The organism is Paenibacillus sp. J31P190 (genome assembly GCF_059692075.1).
Window position 1 is genome coordinate 52,257 of the sequence record NZ_JCAUAS010000028.1, and the last position, 25,908, is coordinate 78,164.

Annotated in this window: 29 protein-coding genes, 1 rRNA gene, 1 pseudogene and 1 riboswitch; of the genes and pseudogenes, 4 read left to right on the plus strand and 27 right to left on the minus strand. The window is 45.2% G+C overall.

Going from position 1 to position 25,908, the window contains the following annotated elements; translation table 11 throughout:
• Nucleotides 1–10 precede the first annotated feature (10 nt).
• The 14 genes and pseudogenes from fin to AC58U0_RS31685 form a co-directional block, all read right to left on the minus strand.
• Nucleotides 11–238 (minus strand): anti-sigma-F factor Fin, encoded by a 228-nt coding sequence (fin, locus tag AC58U0_RS31620; RefSeq protein WP_497382767.1) that lies wholly within the window; start codon nt 236–238, stop codon nt 11–13.
• A gap of 131 nt (nt 239–369) precedes the next feature.
• Entirely contained in the window at nt 370–930 is a 561-nt protein-coding gene (gene pth, locus AC58U0_RS31625) for an aminoacyl-tRNA hydrolase (protein ID WP_029197997.1), read from the minus strand.
• Nucleotides 931–1,320: 390 nt separating this feature from the next.
• Entirely contained in the window at nt 1,321–1,968 is a 648-nt protein-coding gene (locus AC58U0_RS31630) for a 50S ribosomal protein L25 (protein ID WP_497382768.1), read from the minus strand.
• 152 nt (nt 1,969–2,120) lie between these two features.
• Complete coding sequence (gene glmU / locus AC58U0_RS31635) at nt 2,121–3,524, minus strand: bifunctional UDP-N-acetylglucosamine diphosphorylase/glucosamine-1-phosphate N-acetyltransferase GlmU (protein WP_057303820.1); 1,404 nt, start codon at nt 3,522–3,524, stop codon at nt 2,121–2,123.
• A 131-nt stretch (nt 3,525–3,655) separates the two neighbouring features.
• Nucleotides 3,656–3,940 carry a septation regulator SpoVG gene (gene spoVG / locus AC58U0_RS31640; protein WP_028557369.1) on the minus strand — a complete coding sequence of 95 codons (285 nt, stop codon included), beginning with the start codon at nt 3,938–3,940 and terminating at the stop codon, nt 3,656–3,658.
• 118 nt (nt 3,941–4,058) lie between these two features.
• On the minus strand, nt 4,059–4,442 hold the full coding sequence (locus tag AC58U0_RS31645; RefSeq protein WP_171690726.1) for a RidA family protein: 384 nt from the start codon (nt 4,440–4,442) through the stop codon (nt 4,059–4,061).
• A gap of 4 nt (nt 4,443–4,446) precedes the next feature.
• Nucleotides 4,447–5,283, minus strand: coding sequence for a pur operon repressor (gene purR, locus AC58U0_RS31650; RefSeq protein ID WP_029198001.1), 837 nt, complete (start codon nt 5,281–5,283; stop codon nt 4,447–4,449).
• 198 nt (nt 5,284–5,481) lie between these two features.
• Nucleotides 5,482–6,336, minus strand: a complete 855-nt coding sequence (gene ispE, locus AC58U0_RS31655) for a 4-(cytidine 5'-diphospho)-2-C-methyl-D-erythritol kinase (protein ID WP_171690727.1) — start codon at nt 6,334–6,336, stop codon at nt 5,482–5,484.
• Between the two features lie 480 nt (nt 6,337–6,816).
• A pseudogene (locus AC58U0_RS31660) lies at nt 6,817–6,987 on the minus strand (small, acid-soluble spore protein, alpha/beta type); the annotation flags it as partial.
• Between the two features lie 105 nt (nt 6,988–7,092).
• Nucleotides 7,093–7,368 carry a biofilm formation stimulator Veg gene (gene veg / locus AC58U0_RS31665; RefSeq protein ID WP_028557365.1) on the minus strand — a complete coding sequence of 92 codons (276 nt, stop codon included), beginning with the start codon at nt 7,366–7,368 and terminating at the stop codon, nt 7,093–7,095.
• Nucleotides 7,369–7,665: 297 nt separating this feature from the next.
• Nucleotides 7,666–8,538, minus strand: coding sequence for a sporulation peptidase YabG (gene yabG, locus AC58U0_RS31670; RefSeq protein WP_497382769.1), 873 nt, complete (start codon nt 8,536–8,538; stop codon nt 7,666–7,668).
• Between the two features lie 55 nt (nt 8,539–8,593).
• Complete coding sequence (gene rsmA, locus AC58U0_RS31675; protein WP_497382770.1) at nt 8,594–9,502, minus strand: 16S rRNA (adenine(1518)-N(6)/adenine(1519)-N(6))-dimethyltransferase RsmA; 909 nt, start codon at nt 9,500–9,502, stop codon at nt 8,594–8,596.
• A 391-nt stretch (nt 9,503–9,893) separates the two neighbouring features.
• The gene (gene rnmV / locus AC58U0_RS31680) at nt 9,894–10,436 is read right to left on the minus strand and encodes a ribonuclease M5 (protein ID WP_497382771.1); all 543 of its coding nucleotides are present in this window, start codon (nt 10,434–10,436) and stop codon (nt 9,894–9,896) included.
• Between the two features lie 209 nt (nt 10,437–10,645).
• Entirely contained in the window at nt 10,646–11,785 is a 1,140-nt protein-coding gene (locus AC58U0_RS31685; protein ID WP_497382772.1) for a resuscitation-promoting factor, read from the minus strand.
• Between the two features lie 293 nt (nt 11,786–12,078).
• Nucleotides 12,079–12,264, minus strand: a riboswitch (cyclic di-AMP (ydaO/yuaA leader).
• Between the two features lie 282 nt (nt 12,265–12,546).
• On the opposite strand from AC58U0_RS31685, the gene AC58U0_RS31690 reads away from it, so the two are divergent.
• Complete coding sequence (locus AC58U0_RS31690; RefSeq protein WP_497382773.1) at nt 12,547–13,290, plus strand: ABC transporter ATP-binding protein; 744 nt, start codon at nt 12,547–12,549, stop codon at nt 13,288–13,290.
• Complete coding sequence (locus AC58U0_RS31695) at nt 13,287–14,519, plus strand: ABC transporter permease (protein ID WP_497382774.1); 1,233 nt, start codon at nt 13,287–13,289, stop codon at nt 14,517–14,519. Before AC58U0_RS31690 ends, AC58U0_RS31695 begins: the two co-directional genes overlap by 4 nt.
• Here AC58U0_RS31695 and AC58U0_RS31700 read toward each other — a convergent pair.
• Together AC58U0_RS31700 and AC58U0_RS31705 are read right to left on the minus strand one after the other, a co-directional pair.
• Nucleotides 14,505–15,272, minus strand: a complete 768-nt coding sequence (locus AC58U0_RS31700; RefSeq protein ID WP_497382775.1) for a TatD family hydrolase — start codon at nt 15,270–15,272, stop codon at nt 14,505–14,507. The genes AC58U0_RS31695 and AC58U0_RS31700 overlap by 15 nt on opposite strands.
• A 48-nt stretch (nt 15,273–15,320) precedes the next feature.
• Nucleotides 15,321–16,598 carry an HD domain-containing protein gene (locus tag AC58U0_RS31705; RefSeq protein ID WP_497382776.1) on the minus strand — a complete coding sequence of 426 codons (1,278 nt, stop codon included), beginning with the start codon at nt 16,596–16,598 and terminating at the stop codon, nt 15,321–15,323.
• A gap of 369 nt (nt 16,599–16,967) precedes the next feature.
• Here AC58U0_RS31705 and AC58U0_RS31710 point away from each other — a divergent pair, with 369 nt between their 5' ends.
• Nucleotides 16,968–17,222: an AbrB/MazE/SpoVT family DNA-binding domain-containing protein gene (locus AC58U0_RS31710; protein ID WP_028557356.1), complete on the plus strand. Its 255-nt coding sequence runs from the start codon at nt 16,968–16,970 to the stop codon at nt 17,220–17,222.
• Nucleotides 17,223–17,392: 170 nt separating this feature from the next.
• On the opposite strand, the gene rsmI is transcribed toward AC58U0_RS31710, so the two are convergent.
• The 10 genes from rsmI to AC58U0_RS31760 form a co-directional block, all read right to left on the minus strand.
• A complete protein-coding gene (rsmI, locus tag AC58U0_RS31715; RefSeq protein ID WP_497382777.1) occupies nt 17,393–18,280 on the minus strand; it encodes a 16S rRNA (cytidine(1402)-2'-O)-methyltransferase in 888 nt (295 codons plus the stop codon).
• Between the two features lie 51 nt (nt 18,281–18,331).
• Nucleotides 18,332–19,093: a tRNA1(Val) (adenine(37)-N6)-methyltransferase gene (locus AC58U0_RS31720; protein WP_497382778.1), complete on the minus strand. Its 762-nt coding sequence runs from the start codon at nt 19,091–19,093 to the stop codon at nt 18,332–18,334.
• 81 nt (nt 19,094–19,174) lie between these two features.
• Nucleotides 19,175–19,516: a DNA replication initiation control protein YabA gene (yabA, locus tag AC58U0_RS31725; protein ID WP_029198494.1), complete on the minus strand. Its 342-nt coding sequence runs from the start codon at nt 19,514–19,516 to the stop codon at nt 19,175–19,177.
• 59 nt (nt 19,517–19,575) lie between these two features.
• On the minus strand, nt 19,576–20,379 hold the full coding sequence (locus AC58U0_RS31730; protein WP_029198493.1) for a PSP1 domain-containing protein: 804 nt from the start codon (nt 20,377–20,379) through the stop codon (nt 19,576–19,578).
• A gap of 1 nt (nt 20,380) precedes the next feature.
• Nucleotides 20,381–21,358 carry a DNA polymerase III subunit delta' gene (gene holB / locus AC58U0_RS31735; RefSeq protein WP_497382779.1) on the minus strand — a complete coding sequence of 326 codons (978 nt, stop codon included), beginning with the start codon at nt 21,356–21,358 and terminating at the stop codon, nt 20,381–20,383.
• Nucleotides 21,359–21,469: 111 nt separating this feature from the next.
• On the minus strand, nt 21,470–21,916 hold the full coding sequence (locus tag AC58U0_RS31740; RefSeq protein ID WP_029198491.1) for a YaaR family protein: 447 nt from the start codon (nt 21,914–21,916) through the stop codon (nt 21,470–21,472).
• A gap of 27 nt (nt 21,917–21,943) precedes the next feature.
• The gene (darA, locus tag AC58U0_RS31745; RefSeq protein WP_029198490.1) at nt 21,944–22,273 is read right to left on the minus strand and encodes a cyclic di-AMP receptor DarA; all 330 of its coding nucleotides are present in this window, start codon (nt 22,271–22,273) and stop codon (nt 21,944–21,946) included.
• A gap of 46 nt (nt 22,274–22,319) precedes the next feature.
• Nucleotides 22,320–22,979, minus strand: coding sequence for a dTMP kinase (gene tmk / locus AC58U0_RS31750; RefSeq protein ID WP_497382780.1), 660 nt, complete (start codon nt 22,977–22,979; stop codon nt 22,320–22,322).
• 40 nt (nt 22,980–23,019) lie between these two features.
• Entirely contained in the window at nt 23,020–24,522 is a 1,503-nt protein-coding gene (locus tag AC58U0_RS31755; RefSeq protein ID WP_497382781.1) for an aminotransferase class I/II-fold pyridoxal phosphate-dependent enzyme, read from the minus strand.
• 103 nt (nt 24,523–24,625) lie between these two features.
• A complete protein-coding gene (locus AC58U0_RS31760) occupies nt 24,626–24,826 on the minus strand; it encodes a sigma factor G inhibitor Gin (protein ID WP_497382782.1) in 201 nt (66 codons plus the stop codon).
• Between the two features lie 135 nt (nt 24,827–24,961).
• Between AC58U0_RS31760 and AC58U0_RS31765 the strand changes: the two genes are divergently transcribed.
• A complete protein-coding gene (locus tag AC58U0_RS31765) occupies nt 24,962–25,489 on the plus strand; it encodes a hypothetical protein (protein WP_497382783.1) in 528 nt (175 codons plus the stop codon).
• Nucleotides 25,490–25,798: 309 nt separating this feature from the next.
• Here AC58U0_RS31765 and rrf read toward each other — a convergent pair.
• Nucleotides 25,799–25,908, minus strand: a 5S ribosomal RNA gene (gene rrf / locus AC58U0_RS31770); the annotation flags it as partial.

Here is a 25,908-nt window from a genome sequence, read left to right on the forward strand (position 1 = left end):
TTCATCAATTTTACTGCAACGGACTTGCCAGCAGGGACAGTTCTGGGTTTGCTTCTAGCGCCTCACGACAGTAGTCACAAACGACCCTTACCGTAACATCTCCATTCGTGTTATACGATATTATATCTCTACGCTCATCGGGGGTCAAGAAATGGAAGCCTAACTGCTGCTCCGTGATCGATTCCTGATTAATTTCCCCAACAAAGGTATGACAATGTCTGCAAATATACTTAATCATATATGTATGCCTCCTTCGACTATTCGATTACATCCTAGTATGACCATTCTTCGGAGAAATTAGCCGAATGTGCCATTGTCATTTTCGAATAGCGAACTTGCATACAATGAGTCTGAAGCAGATGACTTCACTTATTTATTAAACTTCGCCATCGTCTTTTCGAATGACTCACTCAGACTGAATAGCATGGCTTCGCAGGTGAGGTCGAGTACCTCATCTATTGATTTCATCTCGTCTTTGGAAAAGTTAGATAAGACATAGTCGGCAATATTATAACCGGGCGCTGGCCTGTTCACACCCACTCGAATTCGGTTGAAGCTTTGCGTACCAGCATGTTGAATAATAGATTTAATCCCATTATGACCGCCAGGGCTGCCTTGATAGCGGAGTCGAATTTGACCGAATGATGTATCCATATCATCATAAACAATCGTAACGTCTTCCAGTTTTGCTTTATAAAAGTCCAAGAACGCCCGCATGGATTCGCCCGAAAGATTCATATAAGTCATCGGTTTAAGTAAATATACCTTCGTTCCATTGACCATACCTTCGCCTAGAAGACCCTTACTTTTATTTTGAAAAGAAGTAATACCCCATTTGGCAGCAAAACGGTCAATGGCCATGAAACCAACATTGTGTCGATTCATCTCATATTGTTTTCCCGGATTACCCAGTCCAATAAAACATTTCATCTTCTTCTAAATCCTCCTAAAGTTAAACTAAAAAATCCTTTGCGGAACCATCATCTAGAGGTTATTGTTTACCTATATGAAAACGAACCATCAAATTTAAAGCTGTGGGTGAATCAGTCATATGTATTTAAATGGTCAACAGCTTACAACCGATCTTCATTTACAAGATCATGCTGAATCCTGTATTCCCGTCCAAGTATACTATCAAAATGTACATAAGGATATAGGCTTCATCGAAATCTACACCTTGTATTTTATCAAAGTAAATAATACATTCTACAACCGAAATACTCACGTTTTTCTTTCGCGACCCGGATATTAAGCGCTTACAACATAGTAATAAAGGATACCCTCCATATAGATGTGAGGGTTCCTTGTCGTTGGTTTGATCTAAACCGGCTGTCCTTCAGTCGCAGCTTCGTTCGATGTTTCCGCTTGTCCAACCTTCTCTTCATTATTTGCTGGCTCTTCTACATCAGTCTCTTTCTGAGGCGCAAGAACCGTGAGAACCAAATCATTAGAGTCAGACTTCACTTCAATCCCCGCAGGGATAGTGAGTTGGTTTACTAATAAGTTATCTCCGAGTCCGATGTTCGAAATGTCCACCTTGATCGAACTTGGTATCTGATTGGGCAAGCATCGAATCTCCAGCTCATGCATCTGAATTTGAACAATGCCGCCTTCTTTGGCCCCTTCAGCCTCACCAATGAATTCCAAGCTGACAATCGTTTTAACAGGCTCATCCATATTAATTTGATGAAAATCGACATGCAGCAGCCGCTCTCGTTTAAGTTTGTCCCGCTGGATCTCGTTGATCATCACGGGTTGCTTACCACTGCCGTCTGGCATATCCAAATCAATAATAGCATGAGGATTTTGGCGCAGCAGCGCTATTAGTTCTTTCTGATCAACCGTAATGACCTCAGAGCCCACCTTTTGGCCATATACAACGGCAGGTATTCTACCTTGGATACGCAGTTGTTTAATATCTGATTTCGTAGTTTCTTTGCGGGATTCCGCTTTTAATGAAAATGCCATAAGAAAAAGAACCTCCTAAGGGTTTTGCTCAGCACCTCGCTTGAATAAGCAGTGCCAAGTGGGTAACAGCTAGTTCATAGCCTACCCAACCTCAAGAAGTTCCATCCAAATTCATCCTCACAAAGTGAGATTTACCGTTCCTATGTTGTGAATTACTCTTTGTTCTGTTTATTTTCCTTCTTCGCTTTAGCTCGCGCTCTAATTTTATCCGCATATCCAGACTTGTTGGATTGTCTCTCACGGGCAATCGCTAGATCGCCATCATCTACGGAATGTGTAATTGTAGAACCTGCAACAACATAGGCGCCCTTGCCGATTTTCACAGGAGCAATCAAATTCACATTACTGCCAACAAAGGCATCATCGCCAATTTCCGTTAAACTCTTATTGAATCCGTCATAGTTTACAGTAATGGCGCCGCAGCCGATGTTTACATTCGTACCAACAACTGCATCCCCTACATAGCTTAAATGAGAAACTTTCGATCCCTCACCTAGTGTCGCGTTCTTAATCTCAACAAAGTCGCCAATTTTCACTTGCTTCCCAATATTAGCGCCAGGTCTCAAATAAGCAAACGGCCCCACACTGGCCTCATTATCCACATAGGCATCCTGAAGGACGGATTGTTTAATCGTAACCTCATCCCTAATCGTCGAGTCGATAATTTCCGTTTGCGGTCCAATTGTACATTGTTCCCCAATAACCGTACGACCCCGTAGAATAGTACCCGGCAGCAGTACCGTATCCATGCCGATGGTAACATCTTTTTCAATATACGTATTCAATGGATCTACAATCGTAACCCCGTTCAGCATGTGCTCACGGTTAATACGCGCTTTGAACAACCGCTCAGCTTCAGCAAGTGCCACACGATCGTTCACACCGATCGATTCTGCGCTGTCCTCCATGCAATAGCCTTGAACAACTTCTCCTCCGCCTGTCATAATCCCAATGACATCAGTCAAATAGTATTCATTTTGCGTATTATTGTTCGTAACCGACGCTAATGCCTTAAATAGTTTCCGATTATCGAAAATATAAGTGCCTGTGTTGATCTCCTGAACTGCTGCTTCTTCGCTGCTGCAGTCTTTCTGCTCAACAATCCTTGCTACTCGGCCGTCTTCACCGCGAATAATGCGTCCATAACCATGCGGCTCATCGAGTTTGGCTGTCAGAATTGTCGCAGACGCTCCAGACAACTCATGCAGCTCAATGGTGCTCATCAAGGTAGCTTCCGAAATCAACGGTGTATCACCGCAAATGACAACAGTCATCCCTTCCTCTTCGCCAAGAGCATCCTTCGCTTGAAGAACAGCGTGACCCGTTCCCAACTGCTGCTCCTGCAAAGCGTACTCCACTCGATCTCCCAGATGTCCCTTTACGGCTTCGGCCCCGAATCCAACAATGACGAGTGTTTTTGTTACTTCTATATGCTGCAGCGTGTCTACAACGTGTTCCACCATTGGCTTACCTACAACCGGATGAAGCACCTTGTAAAGCTTCGATTTCATGCGTTTTCCTTGTCCTGCGGCCAGTACGATCCCCATGAGTTTCAACTAACATTCAACCCCTTTAATATAAATAGTTACACACTACTATATGTATAATCGATGAGTTCTTCAACCAAATATAGCATCAATACCACCCAAAAGAAAAGAGAGCCCAAGGGCTCTCTCAATAATCTGAATTATGCGCCTTCTTCAATTACCTCTTCTTCTACAGCCGCGCGATCGTATTCAGCTAGTACAGCCGCTTGAATTTTCTCACGTGTTGTGGAAGAAATCGGATGAGCGATATCACGGAATTCACCATCCGGTGTTCGTTTGCTTGGCATAGCCACGAACATCCCATTATTACCGTCGATGACACGTATGTCATGAACGACGAACTCGTTATCAATGGTAATGGAAGCAATCGCCTTCATCCTCCCCTCGGAGTTGACCCGGCGGAGTCTTACATCTGTAATTTGCACTTGTGTTCACCACCTTTTTCCATCTCTGAGACTTGGGTGTAATATTCCACATCGTCGTGCAAATTCCTTCTTCTTTTTTTGAAATTTTCGATAATTTTATACAATCTTAATGTTACTGTTAAATTTCGACAGAAATCACAGCAATTAACTCGATTTCGACAAAAACATCGCGAGGTAATCTGGCCACTTCGACAGTGGATCTAGCCGGTTTATGGTCTCCGAAGTACGAACCATAAATTTCATTCAGCTCTGCAAACTGATTCATATCCTTCAAAAAAACCGTCGCTTTCACAACTTGATCAAATGATGAACCTGCTGCTTCAAGCACACCCTTCAAATTCGCAAACACTTGATGGGCCTGTTCCTTGATTCCGCCCTCTACAATCTGTCCATCCAAGCCAAGTGGAATTTGTCCAGAAGTAAAGAGAAGGTTACCTAGCTTTACCGCTTGCGAGTAAGGTCCGATAGCAGCAGGTGCTGCTGTTGTTGAAATAAGTTCCATCGTTTTACGAATCTCCTTTTTTACTGTCAAAATAGTTGCCTGGCTCTACTGTGATTTGTTTCGTCTTGGAATCTACGCCGTATAAACGAGCAAGCGATACGTAGTGATCGACCAAATGCTCTTCAACCTCACAAGACTCCATGAATACACCAACCCCTTGAACCGAGGCTTTGAACTCCGCTAACAAATCCATCATACCGTGGATGGTACCTCCAACATGCATGAAATCATCAATGATAAGCACCTTTGACTCTTCTTTCAAAGCACGCCTCGCGAGTGACATCGTCTGGATCCGCTTGTTGGAACCTGAAACATAGTTGATGCTAACCGCTGACCCTTCCGTCACACGACTGTCCCTGCGGACAATCACAACAGGCAGATTCATATAAGTTGCCGTCGCATAAGCGAGTGGAATGCCTTTCGTTTCTACCGTCATAATTACATCAATATCACGACCAGCGAAAGCGGATGCAAACGTCTTGCCAATTTCATTCAAATATTGGGGCTGCCCCATAATATCTGACATATACAAATAACCGCCTGGAAGAATCCGTTCTGGCTGCTGCAGTTGTAAACAAAGGTTCTGTATAAATTTCAGTGATACTTCCTTAGGCACTTTTGGTGAAAACTTCACACCTCCAGCAGCCCCAGCAAGCGTATTCAGCTCGCCTAGTCCTTCTTCTTCAAATACTTCCTTGATGATCGCTAAATCTTCACTAATGGAGGATTTAGCAGAGTTGTAACGCTCGGCAAAAGTCGTTAAAGGGATTAACGAATGGGGGCGGAATAACAAATATTGCGTCATTTCCACCAGCCTAGCGCTCCTTTTCAACTTTTTCATCGCACTACCCCCAAAAATCCGAATATTATAATGAAAATATACCATTTTTATACGTATTTATTCAAGCTTCTCATGAAAATTATATTAACATCAACTTGACATCAATCTGACACAGTTTATGGAGTGGCTAGAATCCTAGTCCACCCTCTATTCAATGAAAAAGAGCCCTTCGCGGGCCCTGCAACCGTCCTACTTCATCTACGTCAACATCCGCACTGCGTAAACGTCCTTACAAAATCCACGCAGCCCGTTATAAATGCGGGGCACCTTCGCTTCCTTGGATACGAGACCGAATACTGTCGGCCCGCTGCCCGACATCAATACACCATCCGCACCAAGCCTCTGCATACATTCTTTGAGATGTCTCACCTCAGGATAAAGGTCCAGCGTCACTTCCTCAAGCACATTGCCGAGGCTTCCGCAAAGCTGATCGAATCGCTTCTCCCGAATCGCGTTTAGCACACCTTCTGTTGAAGGATGATGCTTAATCTCCCGAGCATTCAGCTTCCCGTAAATCTCCGATGTGGACACATTGATAGGCGGCTTCGCAAGTACGACCCAGCACTGAGGCGGCGAGACGATCGGTTCCAGCTTCTCTCCACGTCCTCTAGCGACAGCCGTCCCTCCCGTTACACAAAAGGGTACATCCGAGCCAAGCTCAGCTCCAAGCACCTGCAGCTCTTCCATAGGGATGTTTAAGTTCCAGAGCCGATTCAAACCTCTAAGTGTAGCTGCCGCATCGCTGCTGCCCCCTGCTAGACCCGCTGCTACGGGGATCTGCTTGTCCAAATGGATGTAAACGCCCTGTTTGACGTCGTATCGATCCTTAATAAGGCGTGCCGCCTGAAAGGCTAAGTTCTTCTCATCGAGCGGAATATACCCCGCCTGACTGGAAATGATGATGGTGTCTCGCGAAAGCTCCTGCATTTCGATCCGATCTGCTAGATCTACCATCGTCATGACCATCTCAACTTCATGGTAACCGTCCGATCTTTTATGTAAAACATCAAGGGATAAATTGATTTTAGCCGGTGCTTTTTCAAAAATCTTCATCAGATCACCTTCTTTTGCTCGTTTGCCGTTAAAATATTATAACAAAAGCGCAAAAAAAAAGCTAAAGCATTCGCTTTAGCTGTAGAAGGGACGCTGTTCCGCTTGCGTTGCTTCCTGCGATCCAGTAATTGTTTGATTGAAAACCGCTGCATTAGGTTGTATTGGATTAGAAGATCTATACGTATTTACATTGGTCGTATTCGCCGTGTAGGCAGCAGGTGTATAGGAAGATTGCGTTTGCTGCGCTCCACTGTATACGTTCTGATTAAAGCTTGATTGAGGCTGCGAATAGGGTTGCTGGGAAGATACAGATTGATAGTTGGACTGATTATAATTCGACGGAGTGTAGTTAGACGGATTGGAAGAAGCTTGACTGTAGTTAGTTTGATTGAAGCTAGGCTGACTATAGTTAGGTTGAATGTTACTTTGCTGACTGTACGTTGATTGCGTCTGGTTGATGGTAGAAGCCGCAGGGTTATACTGTTTCACCAGCTGTTCCTGAGCAATTTGGATCGCACGCTTCACCATGTTCCCTGCATCCTTCGTTCGGATGCCCTCCCAGCCCTCACGCTGCACCACATCATAAAACCCTAGATCTTTGGCTAATTCATATTTAAAGCTTTCGGACATGATCCCTCTTCTGCGACTCATAATTGGAACCTCCTTGGAGTTTTGCTATAGTATGCCCAACCCGATAAGGTCCATTCAAATGCAAAAACAGACCCTCCGGGTCTGCTCATATAGGAATGCATTAAGCTAATGTTGGATGTAGGTGATACGAACCTGTCCATCGTCATTACACACGGTAACTTCAACGGATTCGGTGAGGATATCGGCGTAGCTGTACGACACTCGTTTAAAGGCGTGGGATTCTTGATCTAATTTCACAATAAACACAGAAGGGTAGGTTTCTTCTAAAACACCAGAACGCTCGACAGTCTTTCGACGGCCACCATTCGCTCTTAACATGATCTTCTGCCCAACGTGGGGCTCCAAACTGCGTTTGATCTCCAACAGCGCATTTTTTGCCATTGTCAACTACCACCTCTTTCCTAGTTAATTATAACCCATTCAGACAGGCATGTCAAACGCGGTCAAATATTATATCAGCACCACATTCCTGTTGTCAACGGCATTTTTGCTGAATTTTCGAAATCCCTCTCTTACAGGTTGTCTCCAAAGTTCGCAAATTATTCACACTTTTCCACTAAAAAAAGAACACTTACCCAGTCAGCCCCCTCCAAGGAGTCGAATGACAGGTAAGTGTCGATATTGTATACCCTATGTTTTGTCGGTTCATGTTGTTTTTTACACATATCATAGGAATATTTAAACATGATCTTCCGTATGTTGAATACCCGGAACCCCCATGCGATAGCTGCCTCTCGTCTCAACCCCACCTATTCCTTCTAAGCCTGTCACCGTCAAGTCAACGATATCAAGCATGGATATGGTTTCCTTCACGGAAGTATATGACAGTTTAGCCGCGATACAAAGCGGATCTAAGGCATGTATGAGGATACGAGCAGGAGAACTCGCAAAATTAGCTCCAGCCCTCAGCAAGGCCTCAAAATGAGACTGACAAGCACCAGCCACAATAATCATGGAGTCCCGGTTACGCTCATACTGTCTGGCGATCTGTACAGCGTTTACGAAGTTTTGTGAATTCTTATAGCTGGAAAGGTTACTTGGACCTCCGCCCTTGCGCTGCTTAAGTATTCCGTCATGACCGGTAATGACAACAATGTCGGGCTTAATTTGTGGAAGCAGCCTGTGAAGAGCATCCGCCATTTGTGCTTCAGGAATATAAAATCCCTCGGCAGGCACTCGCAATTCCCCATAGATTTGCATACTTTTACGTAAGTAAGTAGGATCGCCATCCAGGTGCAGTACTTTGCCAGGCACTTCGAAGTAGCTTTTATCGGTATTTTGTTTATGGTTTATTGAGAGTTGGTTTTTCTCTTGCAGCTGCAACTGGGATACCGCCAGACGCCGGAGCGACTCCCGAAATTCGGGTGAACTCGATCGCGGATGATCCATGACATCAGTCGGATTTGAAATGGTCAAATCCACTAGAGGCGCATCCGCGAGCAGCCTATAATCCACACCACGCAGGATAGCCTTCAGCTGCTCTATGCGCTCAATCTTAAACATGACGTCGCCGCCATAGGATTTACGGGTAACAAAGTCTCCTTGCCTCATAGCACAAATCCCCTCCTAGGGGTATCCTATGGCGGGACTAGGCATTTGGTGCGGGTTATTTGCAGCCGTGCGCGCGAAGAGCCGATGACAAGCGCGCAAATTCTTCCATACTGAGCGTTTCGCCGCGACGCGAAGGCTCTATGTAAATGCCGAGCAGCAGAGCTTCCAGCTCAGGCTTGTTTTCTTTGGTAAAGAACCGCGCAGCTAGGTTGTTGTAAAGGGTTTTGCGCCGCTGGACGAAGGACGCCTGGACGACAGCGAAGAAGAAGTCCACGTCCGCCACCTCGACCGGCGGGGTTTTGCGCACACGCAGCCGGATCACGGCGGAGTCGACGTTCGGCTGCGGCACGAAGACGGTGCCCGGCACGATCGTGACAAGCTCCGGCTCGCAGTGGAACTGCACGGCAATGCTGAGGCTGCCGTAATCTTTGGTGCCCGGGCGAGCCGCCATGCGGTCGGCCACCTCTTTTTGAATCATCACGACGATGTTCTCCAAGGGAAGCTTCTCTTCGAGAAGCTTCATGATGATCGGCGTCGTGATGTAGTAGGGCAGGTTGGCGACGACACTGACGCCGTCCATGCCCTCGAAATGCTGCCGGAACAATTCCGGCAGGTCGGTCTTCAAGATGTCCCCATGGACAACGGTAGCATGGGGATACGGCTCCAGCGTCTCGTCCAGGATGGGCAGCAGACGCTGATCGATCTCGACGGCCAAGACGCGGCCAGCGAGCTTGGCCAGCTGCTGCGTGAGCGCCCCAATGCCGGGGCCGATCTCAAGCGCAGCCTTGTTTGGGCCGAGCTCAGCGGCCATGACTATCTTGCTTAGGATATTTTGGTCAATCAGAAAGTTTTGACCCAAGCTCTTTTTGAGCACCAGACCATTTCTCTTAATAATTTGTTTCGTTTTACTCGGTGTAGCTACGTCATCCGCTGTTACAATCACTTCATTGTTGGGTATATTCATGATATAGACCTCATTATCTATAGGTTCTGGATTTCACATTCTTCATTTTCATTTAAATGCTCCTTAAAACTCTGCACCAAATCTCATTCAATTATTTTGCTCTAGATTGAGGTGTCTTAAATAAAGATCAATCGTCAACGACGCTCAATCGAGGCTGCAGGATGAATGAATCCCTATTCATCGTTGAATGATGTTGTAAAAAGTGCAGCAATTGCTTCCTAAATCTCGCCTTTTCCCTTTTTTGTTGTAGAATGTACAACAATTTGGAGCCTATACAGGCCATTTCGCAATAAATGGGCTTAAAATGTTGTACAAACTGCAACTTCAAGTTGCAAAATAGCCATTTGGAAAGAGATTTGTTGTAGAAACTACACCAATAGCAACATCCATTTTACTTATCAGCTTCCAAATGCTCCAAAGCCGCCTCAAATTCCTCGCGCGAGATTTGAAACATTGCACAGCGCTTATAAAACTGCTTGCCATTGCAATAGCCAATTCCTAATGCTTTACCCACAATCAGCCGGCGAGAAGCCGCCTCAGCATGAACAATCAACCCAGCGGCCATGAGATCCTCCATGGTCAGCTGTGAAACCGCACCATCATATTCCGTTCGAAGGCTCTGCAGGGCATGACGGATCGTCTCAGGCGTCGCATTCTCGACCCCGATATCACCCTTGTACTCGGCCTGCTCCTGCGTAATGAAGGCATGCTTGCAGCCAGGCACCTTGGCTGCTACAATCTTCCGAATCCGTTCACCTGCGTGATCCGGGTCCGTGAATATAATAACGCCTCTTCGCTGCTGCGCAAGTGCAATACGCTTTAGTACGGCTTGTCCAATTGCAGAGCCGCCTGTTTCAATCGTATCCGCCTCTACCGCTCGGCGAATAGCAGCTGTATCGTCCTTGCCTTCGACGACAATCACTTCTTTAATCATTAGCGGTTCCCTTCCCAGTACCAAGGATAAACGACTCCGTCGTCCTTCTGGGACGAGCGCGTTTGTCAAGGTTGATGCAGAGCTAAGTCTAAAGCTAATACTTTCATAATCAACGCAGAAAAAGAAGAGGGGTCCCCTCTTCTTTCGCCCAAGTTGTTACTTGGCAACGTATATATGACATTCTTCCCGCTGAAACTGACGTTTACACGTTAATTTTCAGATGGCTTTTTCGGTCCTACCACATACACGGTGTACCCTTGCTTCGTTCCGAATTTATTGGCATAACCATGATCTTCAAAGAAAACATCAATCATTTGACCTTTCACACCGCTGCCAATGTCTTCAGCCCGGCGGAAGCCAATGCCCTCGATGTACACCCACCATCCTAGCGGGATAACTTTAGGATCAACAGCTATTGTTCTGCCTTCTGTCACGGTAGTCCCTGTATAGGTTTTACCGAAACCAGGAGTTCCTTCGGATTTACCTGTAGATGCCACGTCTGCCGAATAGGCAGTCAACTTCACATTCTTCAGGATTTGTTTGTACCCAAATGTTACACCATTCTTCGAAACCTCATCCACACTAGGTGATGAAGACGAGAGAACAACAACAGGGTTTTTCGTGCCCACGGACACGACTTTATTAATACTTTCTGTTTGTACTTCTTCACCCACAACTGCTTCCGCGACTAAAACACCATCTTCGAAAGTCTTTTCTTTCTTCTTCAAGAGTACGCCCTCTTTACCTTCTTGGACGACTTGCTCTTTGCCTTTGAGCAGCGACGCGTCGCTCTTCTTTTCCGTATCGAACGCAATCGGCTCAGTTACTTCCTCCGTCTCTTTTTTCACACGGACGATTTTGATTTCATCGCCTGAGCTCAGAGCGGTTGTCGGTTCGGGAGTTAAACGATCGTGCTCCCCAAGTGCAATATGTAAACGTTGCAATGCACTTTCTACCGTTCTTGCAGTTGTGTAAACAGTGGTGGTCTTTCCATCAGCAGTCAATTGAATCGGTGAGGCATGTTCGATGACAATTTTGTCTCCACCCTTGATTGTTGTCGTTGGCGCAGTAGAAATTTCATCGTGTTCACCAATCTTTATGGCTTGTTCATCCAGTAGGCGTTGCAGGACCCATTGCTTCGTTTGCACAACAGTTTCTTGTCCATTCACAACCACGGATACGCTCTTGGTAGCCGTACCGTACAACAACACCAAAAACATGAAAGTCATTGCGATTGAAATTATGGCTAGACTTAAAATCAAACGCAAGTTTTCATGCTTCCATCGCAATGCGAAGGACATGCTGGATGATCGTTTTACATGGGTCTCGCTAATAGAGATACTGCCCACTTCTTCGGTCCTCCTTCAAAGCCTCGCCGCCAGGTTACAGCATGATTAGATTTGACGCGACTAAGGTTTTTTAGTTTAACTTAACGTGTTCGCCATCAGCAGTACGGTGCTATACCGCTGCCTTCTGGTCGTCCCACACCAGTTTGCCTATTCAACATTCATATGAATTCCGGGCAATTTTTAGTCGTCCGAAATGTGTATAGCCCTTTATGAAGACAAAAAGCCAGCAAGAAGAGGACTCTTCTCGCTGGCTTAGTTGGTATAATAAAATACACAAATAGCACGAACGACAATCGTTACCTCTCTTACGCTTACGAGGTTAGCTGACGGATTCGGACGTGAGAGTCGCCCTACTAAGAGCATACGAAGTATACTCAAAGATTCACCCCTGTTACTCACTCTGTTCACTCAAGAAGCATGCTTCTTCAGCTTACAGTGGTTCCCCCGTTCCCATAAATGGAACTCAGCGAATGGAAAAATGGCAAATTGGTTATTAAGTTATTATGAAAAGTATATTACGCTGTTAATCTTAACCTGTAAAGGGATTAACACCTACTAAAAAGGGCTAAATCGACTAAAATTCGCTTAAATGAGCAAAAAAACAGCTTTATCTCTACTTATATCTCACTTTCACGTACGTATACTAACTCTTTTCAACTTTCCACCCCTAAACTAGGCTTAAATTACAAATTTGTTTATAATGATCGTATAGGAAAGTGATTCATAAATACCAATAATTTGCTAATCAGGGAGGCAATGAGATGGGCTCCATTCTACAAGTTGACTCTTTATACGGCGGATATTTACCAAAAAAGCCTGTTCTTCATGACCTAACCTTTTCTATCCGTCAAGGTGAAATGATGGGACTCATCGGACTTAATGGTGCGGGTAAAAGTACGACAATCAAAAACATTCTCGGCCTTCTTCAACCGCAAAAAGGATCGATTCGAATCAACGGACTCACTTTAGCTGAAAATCCTTTGTCCTATCGCGCAACTTACGCTTATGTACCCGAAAGTCCTGAGCTCTACGAAGAGCTTACGATCCGAGAACACCTTGAGCTAACCGCTATGGCCTACGGTTTGTCGAAGGACGACTATTCGGCTCGATCTAGCTCCCTTTTGGAGCAGTTTCAAATGAAGGACAAGTTGAACAGCTTCGCCAGCCATTTATCCAAAGGAATGAAACAGAAAGTCATGATTATGAACGCATTTCTGATCGAACCCTCGTTATATATTATCGATGAACCCTTTCTCGGCCTTGACCCTTTAGCGATCCGTTCCTTATTAGAATTAATGGTCAAAATGAAACATAAAGGAGCATCATTCCTCATCTCATCGCATATTTTGTCAACCATTGAAAAATATTGCGATAACTACGTTGTCCTTCATCGAGGTCGCATGGTTGCGCAGGGTGATTTAGTCGAATTACGCGGGCAAACCGAACTTCCGGGAGCGTCACTAGACGACATTTTCTATAAGCTCGTACAAGGGGATTCGTTATGAGAAATATGGACATCAACACCCATATCTTATGGCAGCAAAGATTCGAACATTATATGAAGGAATCCATGGGCTATTGGCAATACGCAGCACGTAGTAATTTCATCGGTCTCGTGTTGTTTCTTGTCATCATTTCTTCCTATTATTATGCAAAAATACTACAGCGTCTTCCGACAGATTATCCCTATCTGTGGATCGTGCTTCTGCTGCTCGTTCCGATTCTATCTTCAAGCCCCATTCGTACATTGGTAAGGAAAGCAGACCGCATGTTTTTGTTGCGGATCGAACATCAAATGGGCGCTTATTTCCGAAGCGGATTCATGTACAGTTTGATATTGCAAGCTTTTTGGACATTTATTGCCTGGGTTATTTTATGGCCGCTTTATCATCACTGTCTGGGCGCTTCAGAGCAGCATTTCTTATTCATGCTTGCACTACTTCTTCTATTAAAGATAGCTAATTTATTAGCTAGCTGGCAGGAGAGCCGATTTGCTCACGAGCGTGCCAGATTAGCTTCGGTTAGCTTTCGCTGGATTGCAACAACTGCTCTCATATCGCTGCAATTTCTAACCAGCATTTTATGGGCAAGCGGCGCGGCGCTGCTACTCATTTTCGTATGGTTAGCAGCCGTTCATTTCGTATCTAAATACGTCATCGGCTGGGACTTCTTGATCACCAAGGAAAGTCAGCAGCAAGCTCGGCTTTATGCCTTTTTCAGCTGGTTCGTGGATGTGCCTCAAATGGGAACGCGAATAGCCCGCCGAAGTTGGATCAGCGGGCTTACACGGTTCATACCTTTTAGACAAGATGCTGCCTATTTGTACCTATATATGAAGACATTGCTGCGTACGGAGCTGTTCGCTATCGTACTGCGTATCACCTTGTTAGGGGTGCTCGCTATAGCCGTTTCAAGCAGCGGTACTGCAAGGAGTTTAATCTTTATGATATCACTTGTGATTTCCCTTGTTCAGTTATCGTCGCTCGAGCGTGCCCATCGCTATACGTTCTGGCTGGAGATGTACCCACTCAATCAGAATTCGAAGGCCGGCTCATTGGCCATTATCATTTGGTCAGTCTTGTTGCTTGAGCTATGTATCTTGTCGATTCCTCTTATGATTCGCTCTTCACCCATCTATCTGCTCGTTCCACTCATCAGTCTTATCTTCATTTCTTTCAGCTGCGGTATTGTACTTCGCCGTAGGTTCGAGAAAAATGCCTTACTTGAGACCTAGCAATCGAATAGCATTGTTTGTTGTTATTTCCGCAATCTCTTCCAAAGTCATACCCCGAATTTCCGCGGCCGTCTCAGCTACCAAGCGAACATAGCCGGTTTCATTACGCTTGCCGCGGAAAGGATGCGGGGTCAAATAAGGAGCATCGGTCTCAATTAATAAACGATCTAGCGGAACTTGAGCCAGTACTTCCTTCGGTTGCCTAGCGTTCTTAAACGTAACTGGACCTCCAAAAGAAATATGAAGATTCATATCCAGACACTGCTTCGCTGTCTCCCAGCTTCCAGAGAAGCAGTGCATGATTCCCCCCACTTCCTCGGCCTTCTCTTCTTTTAAAATGTGCAAAATATCTTGATGGGCATCTCGATTATGTACGACAATGGGCATCCCTAATTTACGCGCTAGACGAATTTGCTCCCGAAATACCCGCTGCTGTACATCCTTCGGTGACTTATCCCAATAGTAATCTAGTCCAATTTCTCCGATGGCAACAACTTTCTCATGCTTGCACAACTCTTCAATCCATTCTAAGTCGCCAGGCATCATATCAATTGCATCAACAGGATGCCAACCTACCGTAGAATAAATGAAATCGTACCTCTCAGCGAGGGCAATCGAACTGGGTATGGTCTCCCGGTTGAAGCCTACATTCACTATTCTTGTCACTCCGGCGTCCAGCGCTCGTTGTATCACTTCATCTCGATCTTCATTAAATTGTTCAGCATTTAAATGTGTGTGTGAATCCGTTAGCATCTTTGTTCTCCCTTAAGTTGTAATATTCTGCTTCACTTATTTTTCTAGCTAATCTTGCTCGCCAAGCAGTGCCCATAAATCAGGATAATTGGTTGCGTTCAACCGTTCCAACAGCTCCTCCGGATAATACACATGATGCTTACCCATTTGGAATCCACTGATGGACTGAACAATCTCAGATCGATGCGTAATTTCCGTTAAAGTCTCCTTATGATCCAGCAGAAAAATAGGCAAGTTATCGTCCGTTTCCCCCGGTCTATACACGTCATAGGATTGATTCGATGGAAAATCAATTTCCATGTAATAGGTAGGGTCGAATCCGACCTCGGCCATCACTTTTTCCATCAGCTTAATCTGACGTTGATTAGATTCATCAAAGGTGCTGTACTTGTACAACTTACGGTCCAAAAACCGTTTACACATATCGCCTAAAATAGGATCTTTCTCATTACTCCAGAAAGTTAGCATCGTCTGCATAACAGACTCATCCAGTAGTAAATAATCTTCCAGCGTAATTTTATTCTGAATCAGATGCAAAATAGGCTCAACCATAAATCCAAACGTATAATTTTCTTCGTATAAATGTTTAGCACGCGCAAAAACTTTGTGCAGCAAAATTTCCGCACTACGTGTCACGGGATGGAAATACACCTGCCAATACATTTGATAGCGAGACATTAAATAGTCTTCTACCGCATGCATTCCGCTTTCTTTAACAACAATATGCCCCTTATAGGGCCTAATAACACGAAGAATCCGCTCCAGATCAAACGTGCCGTAATTTACACCAGTGAAATAGGCGTCGCGCAGCAAATAGTCCATGCGATCTGCATCCAACTGGCTGGATACAAGGCTGACTACAATTTCTTCACTATACGATTTACAAATAACACCTGCCACTTTTTTCGGAAAATCGGGTGACACTCGACTGAGGACTTTATTCACATCCGTATCTCCAAGGACAATTCTGCATGACCAGTCTTCATGTCTCGTTCCGAAAGCTTTTTCAATGGAATGCGAGAAGGGTCCGTGACCCAGATCATGGAGCAAGGCCGCACAAAGGCAGAGCAGACGTTCCTCTTGAGGCCAATCCTCATAGTGATTGCGTTCGAATTGTGAAATAATTTTCCGAGTGATTTCATAGACACCTAGTGAATGAGAGAATCTACTATGCTCAGCACCATGAAAAGTTAAATAAGAGGTGCCTAATTGCCTTATGCGGCGCAGTCTCTGAAACTCTCGTGTATTAATTAAATCCCAAATCGTATTGTCCTGCACGTAAATATATTTATGAACCGGATCTTTAAAAACCTTCTCTTCCTTCATTCATTCACAACCTCTCTTTAGCAAATTTAAATAATTTCGACAATTCTCTTTGTCACTTCGACATAATTGTCGTATTCTGTCGAAATACTTATTCCAATTTCTCTGTCTTACTTGGATAGCCTTTATCTTCTTAATTTTGAGCTTTTTAAGGAGGCCACACGTAATATATGGCTTACATTCCCTTATTCTACTTGGTCTTTATCATATTTTAAACAGAAACAATATTAAAATTTTTTTTGAATTATAAGCTGAAATAGACGAAAATATGGTTGACTATTTTGGGAATCGTTGGTATCATTAGGCAAGAAGATATGTCGAAACATGACGATATTGATAAATTTTTGATAAAATCGAAAGGGGTTTATATATATGATGAAATCTACGGGAATTGTAAGAAAAGTTGACGAATTGGGTCGCGTTGTTATTCCAATCGAGTTGCGCCGCACGCTGGGAATTGGTGAGAAAGACGCTTTGGAGATTTATGTAGACGGCGAGCGCATCATGTTGAAGAAATATGAGCCTGCTTGTATCTTCTGTGGTAACGCTGAAAACGTATCTTACTTCAAAGGAAAAATTGTTTGTCATATTTGTTTAGCAGAAATGCCAACACCTGTGACAAAATAAGAAAAGTAGTATATAATAGAAGTAGCACTTATCCTATTGGTAATTCTAACCTTTTTCATATCTCCTCTAATCTCTAATTTGTTGGCTTCGGCCACGGATTAGAGATCTTTTTTTGTTCGGAGAACGATATAGCGGCGAGTGCGGCGGGAACGCTGCACTTCCCGCGCGCTTTAGCGCTCGAGTAGTGCATTGTATACATCACGCTTGGAAAGTCCGCGATCGCTCGCGACCAACTTCAGTGCATCCTTACGATCGCTCCCGCTTTGCTCGTAGTGCTCAACATGCTCGCCCAGTGTCATCGCCTCCCACCAGCCATCGGCTGCTTCGCGGGCTGCCTTCTCCGAGGCGCCTTCGGCGATCACACAGTACTCGCCCTGCGGCGGGTACTGCTCCAAATGCGCGAGGCACTCTGCGATGGTGCCTCGCAGGAACTCCTCGTACCGCTTCGTCAGCTCGCGGGCGAGACACACCCGGCGCTCCGCCCCCCACACTTCCGCCATACGGGTAAGTGTTTTCTCGACGCGGTGCGGTGATTCATAGAACAGCAGCGTATCCTGCGTATCCTGCAGCCCTTCAAGCACCTTCGTCTGATCCTTTTTCTCCCTGGGGAGAAAACCGACGAAGGAGAAACGCTCTGTCGGCAAGCCTGATGCAATCAGCGCCGACAGGGCCGCATTCGCGCCGGGGATAGGCACCACCGGCACGCTCTGTTCAACGGCCATCCTCACCAGGTCATAACCTGGATCGGAGATGGCCGGCAGCCCTGCATCGCTGACCAGCGCGATGCTCTGCCCTTCAAGCAGCAAGCGGACGAGTTCGGGTCCGCTTGCTTGCTTGTTGTGTTCGTGATAGCTGACGAGTCGCGTAGCGACCTCGAAGTGCGTCAGCAGCTTGCGTGTTTGCCGCGTGTCCTCAGCGGCAATCATACTCACTTCCTTCAGGGTGCGAATCGCACGGAAGGTCATATCTTCTAGGTTGCCTATCGGTGTGGCAACCAGGTACAGCGTGCCTACGCCGCTTCCATCCTCACGATAGCTCTTTTGCACATTCAAGCTCACTGTTATGTCCCTCTTCACTTTTTTATGATTATGCTTACGAAGCCAGTTTTCTTACGAAAACTCTAAGGAGCTTCTGCCCCCGTAGTAAATTTCTTTCAGCTCTTTACAGTACTCTTGATTGTCGTCATAAACAATAAGCGGCGGTAAAGTACGGATTTCTGGCTTTCCATCCTTCATTCCCTCGACCAACACCATCATCGCTTCTTCACCAGCACGTGCGTGCACATAGCGAATGCGCTTCGGTTCAAGTCGATACTGCCTCATTAAGCAGCAGATATCGATTAAACGAGTAGCCCTGTGGACCATTGCTACTTTACCGCCAGCCTTCACCAGCTTTGCGCTTGCCGCAATGACATCTTCTAAGTTGCAATATATTTCATGACGAGCCGCAGCGAAATGCTCATTGGCGTTCTGCTCACCGTTAGGCACAGGCAGATAGGGAGGATTCACCGTAACGACATCAAATTGGCCATGTCCTAAGGTTTCGTGAATGGTTTTCAGATCTCCCTGGAGCATATGCAGCCGGTCTTCCAACCCATTAATCTCTGCATTGCGAACCGCCATATCCGCGAGCCGTTCTTGAATTTCAACGCCCCAAATCTCAGCTCGTGTCCGCGTTGTTAAGAGCAAAGGGACGACCCCATTGCCCGTACATAAATCAATCATGCGCCCCTTGGGAGCCACACTGCAGAACCGGCCTAGCAGGACGGCATCTAGTGAAAAGCTGAACACTTCATCACTCTGAATTATTTTCAAATCATACGTCAATAAATCATCAATTCGTTCGGTAGGTCTTAACTGTACTTGCTTCATACGTATTCTCCGTCATTTCCTCTCTAGTCTGCACATTATGGAAAAAAACCGTAAGGCATACACCCCTACGGTCAAAATCACTTATTTATTTAAAAAGGATAAGCAAAACAAACAATCTCCCTCGGTCCGAAGGTGTCCATAATACACATTGCAAATATGAAAACCTTCATTATACAAGCGAGTCAAATTATCATAACCTGCTCCAGGTAACGGAAGAGGTTCCTCCGCCTCTCCAACTGGCTGCTCGACAATGGTTTCCTCTTGTCTGATCAGTTTGCGGAGCTGCTGATTTTCTATGCTTAATCTCTTATTTTCTTCGATGAGGTTAATAATTTGTTTCTTTAAGGCACCCAACTCGGCATAAGTGGCACCCATTCGTTCTTCGATCCCATCTATTTGTCCAAAAATATCTTGTTTATCCACGCTTTCACCTCTAGTGCCATGCATGCTTACTGGCCAGCGCCTCCTTGGATACTTTGCCTCTACTCTTGTTCAACTACATCATCGAAAGGTAAATCAAGTGCTTTTCCAAGGTCAAACAATTGAACCTTTGCTGTACGTTCTTTGATATTCAATCCGAGCACTTTACCATTACCAAAAGAAGTAATTACTTGTCTACCCACGGTTGGCAGTGAATCCTTCGCGCTCTCGTAGTTATCATGTTCATATTTCAAACAACACATTAACCGTCCGCATAATCCCGAAATCTTGGTTGGGTTAAGCGATAAGTTCTGGTCTTTCGCCATCTTAATGGATACGGGTTCGAAATCACCTAAGAACGATGAACAGCATAGAATTCGCCCACACGGACCTATACCTCCAAGCATCTTCGCTTCATCCCGTACACCAATTTGACGCAGTTCGATTCTGGTCCGGAAAATACTCGCCAAATCCTTCACGAGCTCCCGGAAATCAACGCGTCCTTCCGCCGTAAAATAAAAAATAATTTTATTGCGATCAAAGGTATACTCTACGTCCACGAGCTTCATCTTAAGACTATGGTCTTTAATTTTCTCGTGACATGTTTGGAACGCATCTTTGGCTGCTTTCTTATTTTCTTCAACCAAATCAGCATCCGAGTCATCCGCAATGCGAATCACCTTCTTGAGAGGAAGAACGACGTCATTTTCTTTGACAGTCTTCTTTCCAACGACAACTTTGCCGTATTCCACTCCGCGAGCGGTTTCAACAATAACGGCACTTTCTTTCTCAATTGGCAAATCAATCGGATCAAAATAATATATTTTACCCGCCTTCTTAAAGCGGACGCCAACTACCGAATACATCTTACACCCCCTGCATCTCCACGAGCATTTTCTCTATAACCAGCTGAGAATTGGCGTTGAAACGCAGTCGTTTTTGTAAATCTACGGCTTGCTCCATCATACGCACCCATACTGAGACATCCCGGCTGAACGCGAGGGAGCTCATCCAGTCCAGCTGATCATTATAAACAAGCTTATCTCTGCGCTCCAGGCGCAACTGCACCATATCTTTAAACCAGAGAATCAACAAGTCGAACAGACTCGACATATGATCCGCTAGCTCCGTTTTCACAATCCGTTGCTGTACCGTAATCATGGAAGTAGGGAAACGTGTGAGCGTCTCCTTAGCTAATTGTAACACTACGGTTCTCATTTCTGCAAACCAATTCGCAGCTATTAAATCCCTAGCCGCTTGCAATCCTGCCGTTAAATGTGCGGCGGGCTGTACAAGCGATGCGGGATGACCCTCTTGCAAAAGCGTCAAGACCATTTGCTCACGCGGCATTGGCGTGAAATTAATCCACTGCGCCCGCGATTGAATCGTCGGCAGCAGCGCATTGCCATTCTCAGTTATGAGAATCGCGACCACACGAGAGGTCGGCTCTTCTAGAAATTTCAACAAACTATTGGCAGCCTGTACCGTCATTTTATCTGCATGATACAGGATATAAATTTTGGTTCCGGAGGCTGTAGCGCGGTAAGCAAACTCCTTTTGCAGCTCACGAATCTGCTCAATCTTAATCGAAGCTCCATCTGGCGTAACGATGTGTAGATCTGGATGATTACGATGCTCAACCTTACGGCATTCCAAACATTCACCGCATGCCTCTTCAGTCCCGTGCTGGCAGTAGATAGCTTTAGCCAAAGCTATGGCCATTTCCGAGCGTCCAGTTCCTACAGGCCCACTAAATATATACGCGTGAGACAGCTTGTCTTGCCGCAGCCCGTTCTGCAGAAGCTGCTTAGCCGCTGCTTGCCCCGGTATGGCTTGAAAGGACATTAGAAATACGCTCCATCCCGAGGATAAACGGATACACTGTCCTTCCAGGACGAATGTGTTTACCCAGAAATATTAACATCATATAGCGTGAAACAACTATTTTCTTATATTTTAAAATAGCAAGTTAATCAGCATCCCTCGGATTTCTCCGATTTTATGCAAAATTTCAATTCGGCCCTGCTCATTTTCCAGCAATTCATCTGCTAATGAAAGCAGTTCTAGATCGATTTCTTCCAAGAGCTTATATCGCTTCGAACGGCCGCGACGATCCCAGCCCTTCGTATCTCTTAAATTGACACCACGGCGAGCGGTTTCTTCTAGAAACTGCTTAATCAGCAGTTTGTACTGCAGAAGCTCTCTCACCGTCATTGCCCGCGACAGACGATCGCCCTGCAGCGTAATTTGCTGCACCATCTTGGATAATTGCTCCTGCGTAAATTTCTCATCCTGCTGCTGCATAATGTCAGAGAAATTCCGGGGGGCCATCTGTGGCGGCGGGACGTTCTCATTCACTTTGACGTTCTTACCGATGGGCTGCCACCCCGGATTAATTTTCAAGACGCATCCATCCTTGTGTATGTCTGATTAGTAATGCTCGAAGCGCTCTACCGGCAATACGAAAACCGCGGCTCCACCCACTTGAACTTCCACAGGGAATGGAATATAGGAATCCGTCGTTCCTCCCATTGGAGAAACCGGTGTAACAAGCTGTTCCCGAATTTTGCAATTGGTGCGAATGACCTGCATGACCTCTTGCACCCTCTCATCTTCCGTACCAATCATAAAAGTTGTGTTTCCCGCACGTAAAAATCCACCGGTACTTGCCAGCTTCGTGGCGCGAAACCCTTCTTTTATTAAAGCATTAGAGAGACGGTTACTGTCCTTATCTTGTACAACGGCAACGACTAGTTTCATGGGTGGTTCCTCCCTTTTATTATAAACTAAGAATGGATTTTCTGCTTTAACAGGAAATATGTTCCTCAAGCAATCGATTACAATCCGTCCGTATATCTTTTGCAATCTCATCTTCGCTACGGTTTGCATTAACAACTCGCACCCGTTCAGGATGATCAGCTGCAATCTGATGGAAACCTTCCCGTACCCGGCTGTGATAATCTACGTTTTTCTGTTCAATGCGATCCAACTGTTGGGCATTAACGCCCGTGCCCGATGCTCTATGGTGAAGTCTTGCCAAGCTTACTTCCACTGGCACATCTAAGATGTATGTCCGGGTTGCTTGTAGTCCTGAACTGGCATACCGCGAGATGGCTTTTACCATATCTACATCTACGCCAAGCCCATAAGCCTGATAAGCAACACTTGCATCAATGAAGCGGTCACATAGCACTATTCGGCCAGCTGCGAGTGCCGGAAGAATTAACTGATGCACATGCTGTGCTCTGGATGATGCGTAAAGCAAAACTTCCGCTTGATCCACCATCTCCTTATTCACAGGGTCAAGAATAATACTGCGGATTTGATCACTGATTGCCGTTCCGCCCGGTTCTCTCGTAACGAGGACGTCATGTCCTTGTTTCTTAAGCTCCTCAGCCAATTTCTTAAGCTGAGTTGTTTTCCCAGCGCCGTCCGGCCCTTCAAACGTTATAAATATTCCGTTCACGCTTCCTCCTGCATGCTGCTTTACCAGATCATAGAATGGTTTATGTGTATATCTTTAGCTTTTGTGTCTGCCCAAATTCGGTTCCTTGAAACTTGATGCCGTTTGCGGCCAATTGCAATAAGGCTTCGGCCACAGAAGCCGAAATGATTTCGCCAGGGTATAAATAGGGAATTCCCGGTGGATAAGGGATTACCATATCCGCAGAACGCTTCCCGACCGCTCCCTGAACACTTACCTGACTAAACACGCTGTCTCGTGATGCTTTGGAGATATCTCTCATATCAAAGGCAACAGGAGAAGAGATTGGAGTATAGTAGGGTAATTTAAGTATATTCGAGATTGGCGCTTGAAGTTCCTTCTTTTGTATAGGAACGTCTAAACAAATGTTAGTTAACGCTTGGACAACTCTTAACATATCCGCTCTGGTGGAAGCTGGTGTGAATACAAGAAGCACTTGACGCCCATCCGTCATTTCGACAAAGCAGCCTTGGGCTTCCAACCTTTCTTTGAGTTCGGTTCCAGAAATCGTATTCGTCGCATCATAGATCGCTATTTTAAATGGATCTTCAGTTTGAAACTCTTGACTCTGATTTCCCGAAAACTCTCGTGGGTGAAAACCGAATACGGTAAGCTCATCAAGCAGCGTCCTGAACTCTTTTACAACAGCAAGTCCCTTTTCTAGCCACTCTCTGCCTTCCGTATGCATTCGCTTTCTCGCCAAATCTAGTGACGCCATTATTGGATAAGAGGGACTTGAGCTCTGCAACATAGCAAGCAACCGTTGAATAGCCCTTCGGTCTATCCGGGGTCCTTGGACGTGCAGCATAGCCCCCATGGTCATTGCAGTAAGCATCTTGTGCGTGGATTGTACCACAGCATCAGCCCCTTGCGATAAAGCGGAAGCTGGCACCTCATGATGAAATCCATAGTGCGCACCGTGCGCTTCATCCACCAGCAGCAGCTTCCCATGTGCATGCATCAATTCAGCGAAAGGCTTGAGATTAACACCTATGCCGTAATAATTCGGGTTTGTTAGAAAAAGCCCCTTAGCCTCTGGATACAACACAAGCGCTTGCTTTACATCTTCGATATATAGACTTGTGGCCACACCTGTTTCCGGATGCATGCCAGGAGCTATGAACACCGCTTTGGCACCGGCCAGCATAAGCCCATGAATGACCGACTTATGTACATTCCTCTGCACAAGGATGATATCATCTTTCTCACATACAGCTGAAATCATGGCTAAATTACCAACCGTACTCCCACCTATCAGAAAATACGTTTCCTCTGCGCCAAAGCAATCTGCCGCTAGATGCTCGGCCTCACGAATAACACCCTCTGCGTTATGTAAATCATCTAGACCTGTAATTTCTGTAAAATCGACAGACATCACCGTCTTTAGAAAGCTTGTCCCTTCATCTAGCAAGCCTTGTCCGGATTTATGACCAGGTACATGAAAACTTGCAGGGTTCTTATCGTGATGGGCGACCATTGCTTCAAAAAGAGGTGCACGTGACTGTTTTGAATGTTGGCTGCTCATCTTGACACGACTCCTTGAGCTCCGTGAGCTTTCTATTTTATACCCTTATAGTAGTGGATTGACGCTAAAAAAACAAAAAAGCTTCTATAAGAAGCTTCTCCCATTAATTCATATATTGTTTTGAATTTCCCATATAGAATGCTTTCTTCATCTGCCTAACGAAAAACGGATATTTCTGATCATTTACATTCGTTTTGACCATTTCACTGCTGCACTCATCGCAGATAAAGGCCATAATAATATGAATTCCGCCAACCCGCTGCTGCTCGCAAATCATACATACCCCTATTCGGTTCTCCTCCATATGATCACCCCACTATTCTTTGCTATTAGTATATCCGAATCGCAATTCTCCTAAACTAGCTATACACTCATATTTTGGAAGGCATGTGCCGATATAGACTTATATCAGGTTAACCGCCTTGCGGAGGTCATCAGCATGTCTACTAAACAAGAAGCAAATCTTTCCAAACAATCTACCATTTACAGCTATACTCTAATGAAGCGAATATATCATTCCTTGTATAAAATAATTATTTATTTTATGCTGCTGCTACTTGCGGTCTTTTACAAATTTGACCCTACGAACTGGCTGCCGCTCTTAGTCAGCTATCCGCTTCTTCTTATCTTTCACTCTTTGCTCATCCGGATCTATTTTCAGTTCACAATTGGAATGGCTATGAGGGGCTGGTCTTACCGTTGGGGGGTCTTTTGGTGTGGATTCTTGCCAGAAGGGAATGCCTCCATTCGACTGGTATCCAGAATACAGCTGACTTTATTTTGGATTGGCCTTGCTATGATTACACTTCTTTATCCATGGATACCTGACAAATGGTTAATCCATCTGACGATTTTTCACGTTTGGATGCTCATGCCGCGGCTGTGGATTCTTTTCCGATTTCGCCCTTACCGCAAAGCTGGATTGATTAAGATCACTGGTAAAGATACCTCCTGCTACATGCAGTAGCTGATCTTGAAACGCAATAAGAGCCCCTTGGGGCTCTTATTTGTTGTAAAAAGTGGATCGATAGTGGAATAGCGGTCTTTAGGAGCTTCTATTTTTGTTAATAACCGTTTGAATCCCGCTATTTCTTAAAAATAGAAGCCTTTAGCGTATGCTATTTGCTTGATTTCGCTAAAAAGCAATAGAATAGAAGCCTTTAGGGACTCCTATTCCGGAGTTTGCTAGACAAATGAGATTTAGGTATACTACCCTTAATCGATTTGTACAAATAGAAAAACCTTACTAGGATTTCTCCTTGTAAGGTTTTTTTGTGCTTGGCAACGTTCTACTCTCCCAGAACCCTGCGGTTCAAGTACCATCGACGCTGGAGGGCTTAACGGTCGTGTTCGAGATGGGAACGCGTGGGTCCCCTCCGCCATCAT

Coding starts and splice junctions, on each gene's coding strand:
- AC58U0_RS31730 (WP_029198493.1), bottom strand. CDS start 20,379: ATGTATTCGGTAGTTGGCGTCCGCTTTAAGAAGGCGGGTAAAATATAT.
- AC58U0_RS31720 (WP_497382778.1), bottom strand. CDS start 19,093: ATGAAGCAAGTACAGTTAAGACCTACCGAACGAATTGATGATTTATTG.
- AC58U0_RS31765 (WP_497382783.1), top strand. CDS start 24,962: ATGTCTACTAAACAAGAAGCAAATCTTTCCAAACAATCTACCATTTAC.
- darA (WP_029198490.1), bottom strand. CDS start 22,273: ATGAAACTAGTCGTTGCCGTTGTACAAGATAAGGACAGTAACCGTCTC.
- rsmA (WP_497382770.1), bottom strand. CDS start 9,502: ATGAATATACCCAACAATGAAGTGATTGTAACAGCGGATGACGTAGCT.
- AC58U0_RS31755 (WP_497382781.1), bottom strand. CDS start 24,522: ATGAGCAGCCAACATTCAAAACAGTCACGTGCACCTCTTTTTGAAGCA.
- yabG (WP_497382769.1), bottom strand. CDS start 8,538: ATGAGGCAAGGAGACTTTGTTACCCGTAAATCCTATGGCGGCGACGTC.
- AC58U0_RS31705 (WP_497382776.1), bottom strand. CDS start 16,598: ATGAAGGAAGAGAAGGTTTTTAAAGATCCGGTTCATAAATATATTTAC.
- fin (WP_497382767.1), bottom strand. CDS start 238: ATGATTAAGTATATTTGCAGACATTGTCATACCTTTGTTGGGGAAATT.
- AC58U0_RS31710 (WP_028557356.1), top strand. CDS start 16,968: ATGATGAAATCTACGGGAATTGTAAGAAAAGTTGACGAATTGGGTCGC.
- AC58U0_RS31700 (WP_497382775.1), bottom strand. CDS start 15,272: ATGCTAACGGATTCACACACACATTTAAATGCTGAACAATTTAATGAA.
- pth (WP_029197997.1), bottom strand. CDS start 930: ATGAAATGTTTTATTGGACTGGGTAATCCGGGAAAACAATATGAGATG.
- AC58U0_RS31645 (WP_171690726.1), bottom strand. CDS start 4,442: ATGGAACTTATTTCAACAACAGCAGCACCTGCTGCTATCGGACCTTAC.
- holB (WP_497382779.1), bottom strand. CDS start 21,358: ATGTCCTTTCAAGCCATACCGGGGCAAGCAGCGGCTAAGCAGCTTCTG.
- veg (WP_028557365.1), bottom strand. CDS start 7,368: ATGGCAAAAAATGCGCTGTTGGAGATCAAACGCAGTTTGGAGCCCCAC.
- AC58U0_RS31630 (WP_497382768.1), bottom strand. CDS start 1,968: ATGGCATTTTCATTAAAAGCGGAATCCCGCAAAGAAACTACGAAATCA.
- ispE (WP_171690727.1), bottom strand. CDS start 6,336: ATGAAGATTTTTGAAAAAGCACCGGCTAAAATCAATTTATCCCTTGAT.
- rnmV (WP_497382771.1), bottom strand. CDS start 10,436: ATGATTAAAGAAGTGATTGTCGTCGAAGGCAAGGACGATACAGCTGCT.
- AC58U0_RS31760 (WP_497382782.1), bottom strand. CDS start 24,826: ATGGAGGAGAACCGAATAGGGGTATGTATGATTTGCGAGCAGCAGCGG.
- AC58U0_RS31695 (WP_497382774.1), top strand. CDS start 13,287: ATGAGAAATATGGACATCAACACCCATATCTTATGGCAGCAAAGATTC.
- AC58U0_RS31690 (WP_497382773.1), top strand. CDS start 12,547: ATGGGCTCCATTCTACAAGTTGACTCTTTATACGGCGGATATTTACCA.
- purR (WP_029198001.1), bottom strand. CDS start 5,283: ATGAAAAAGTTGAAAAGGAGCGCTAGGCTGGTGGAAATGACGCAATAT.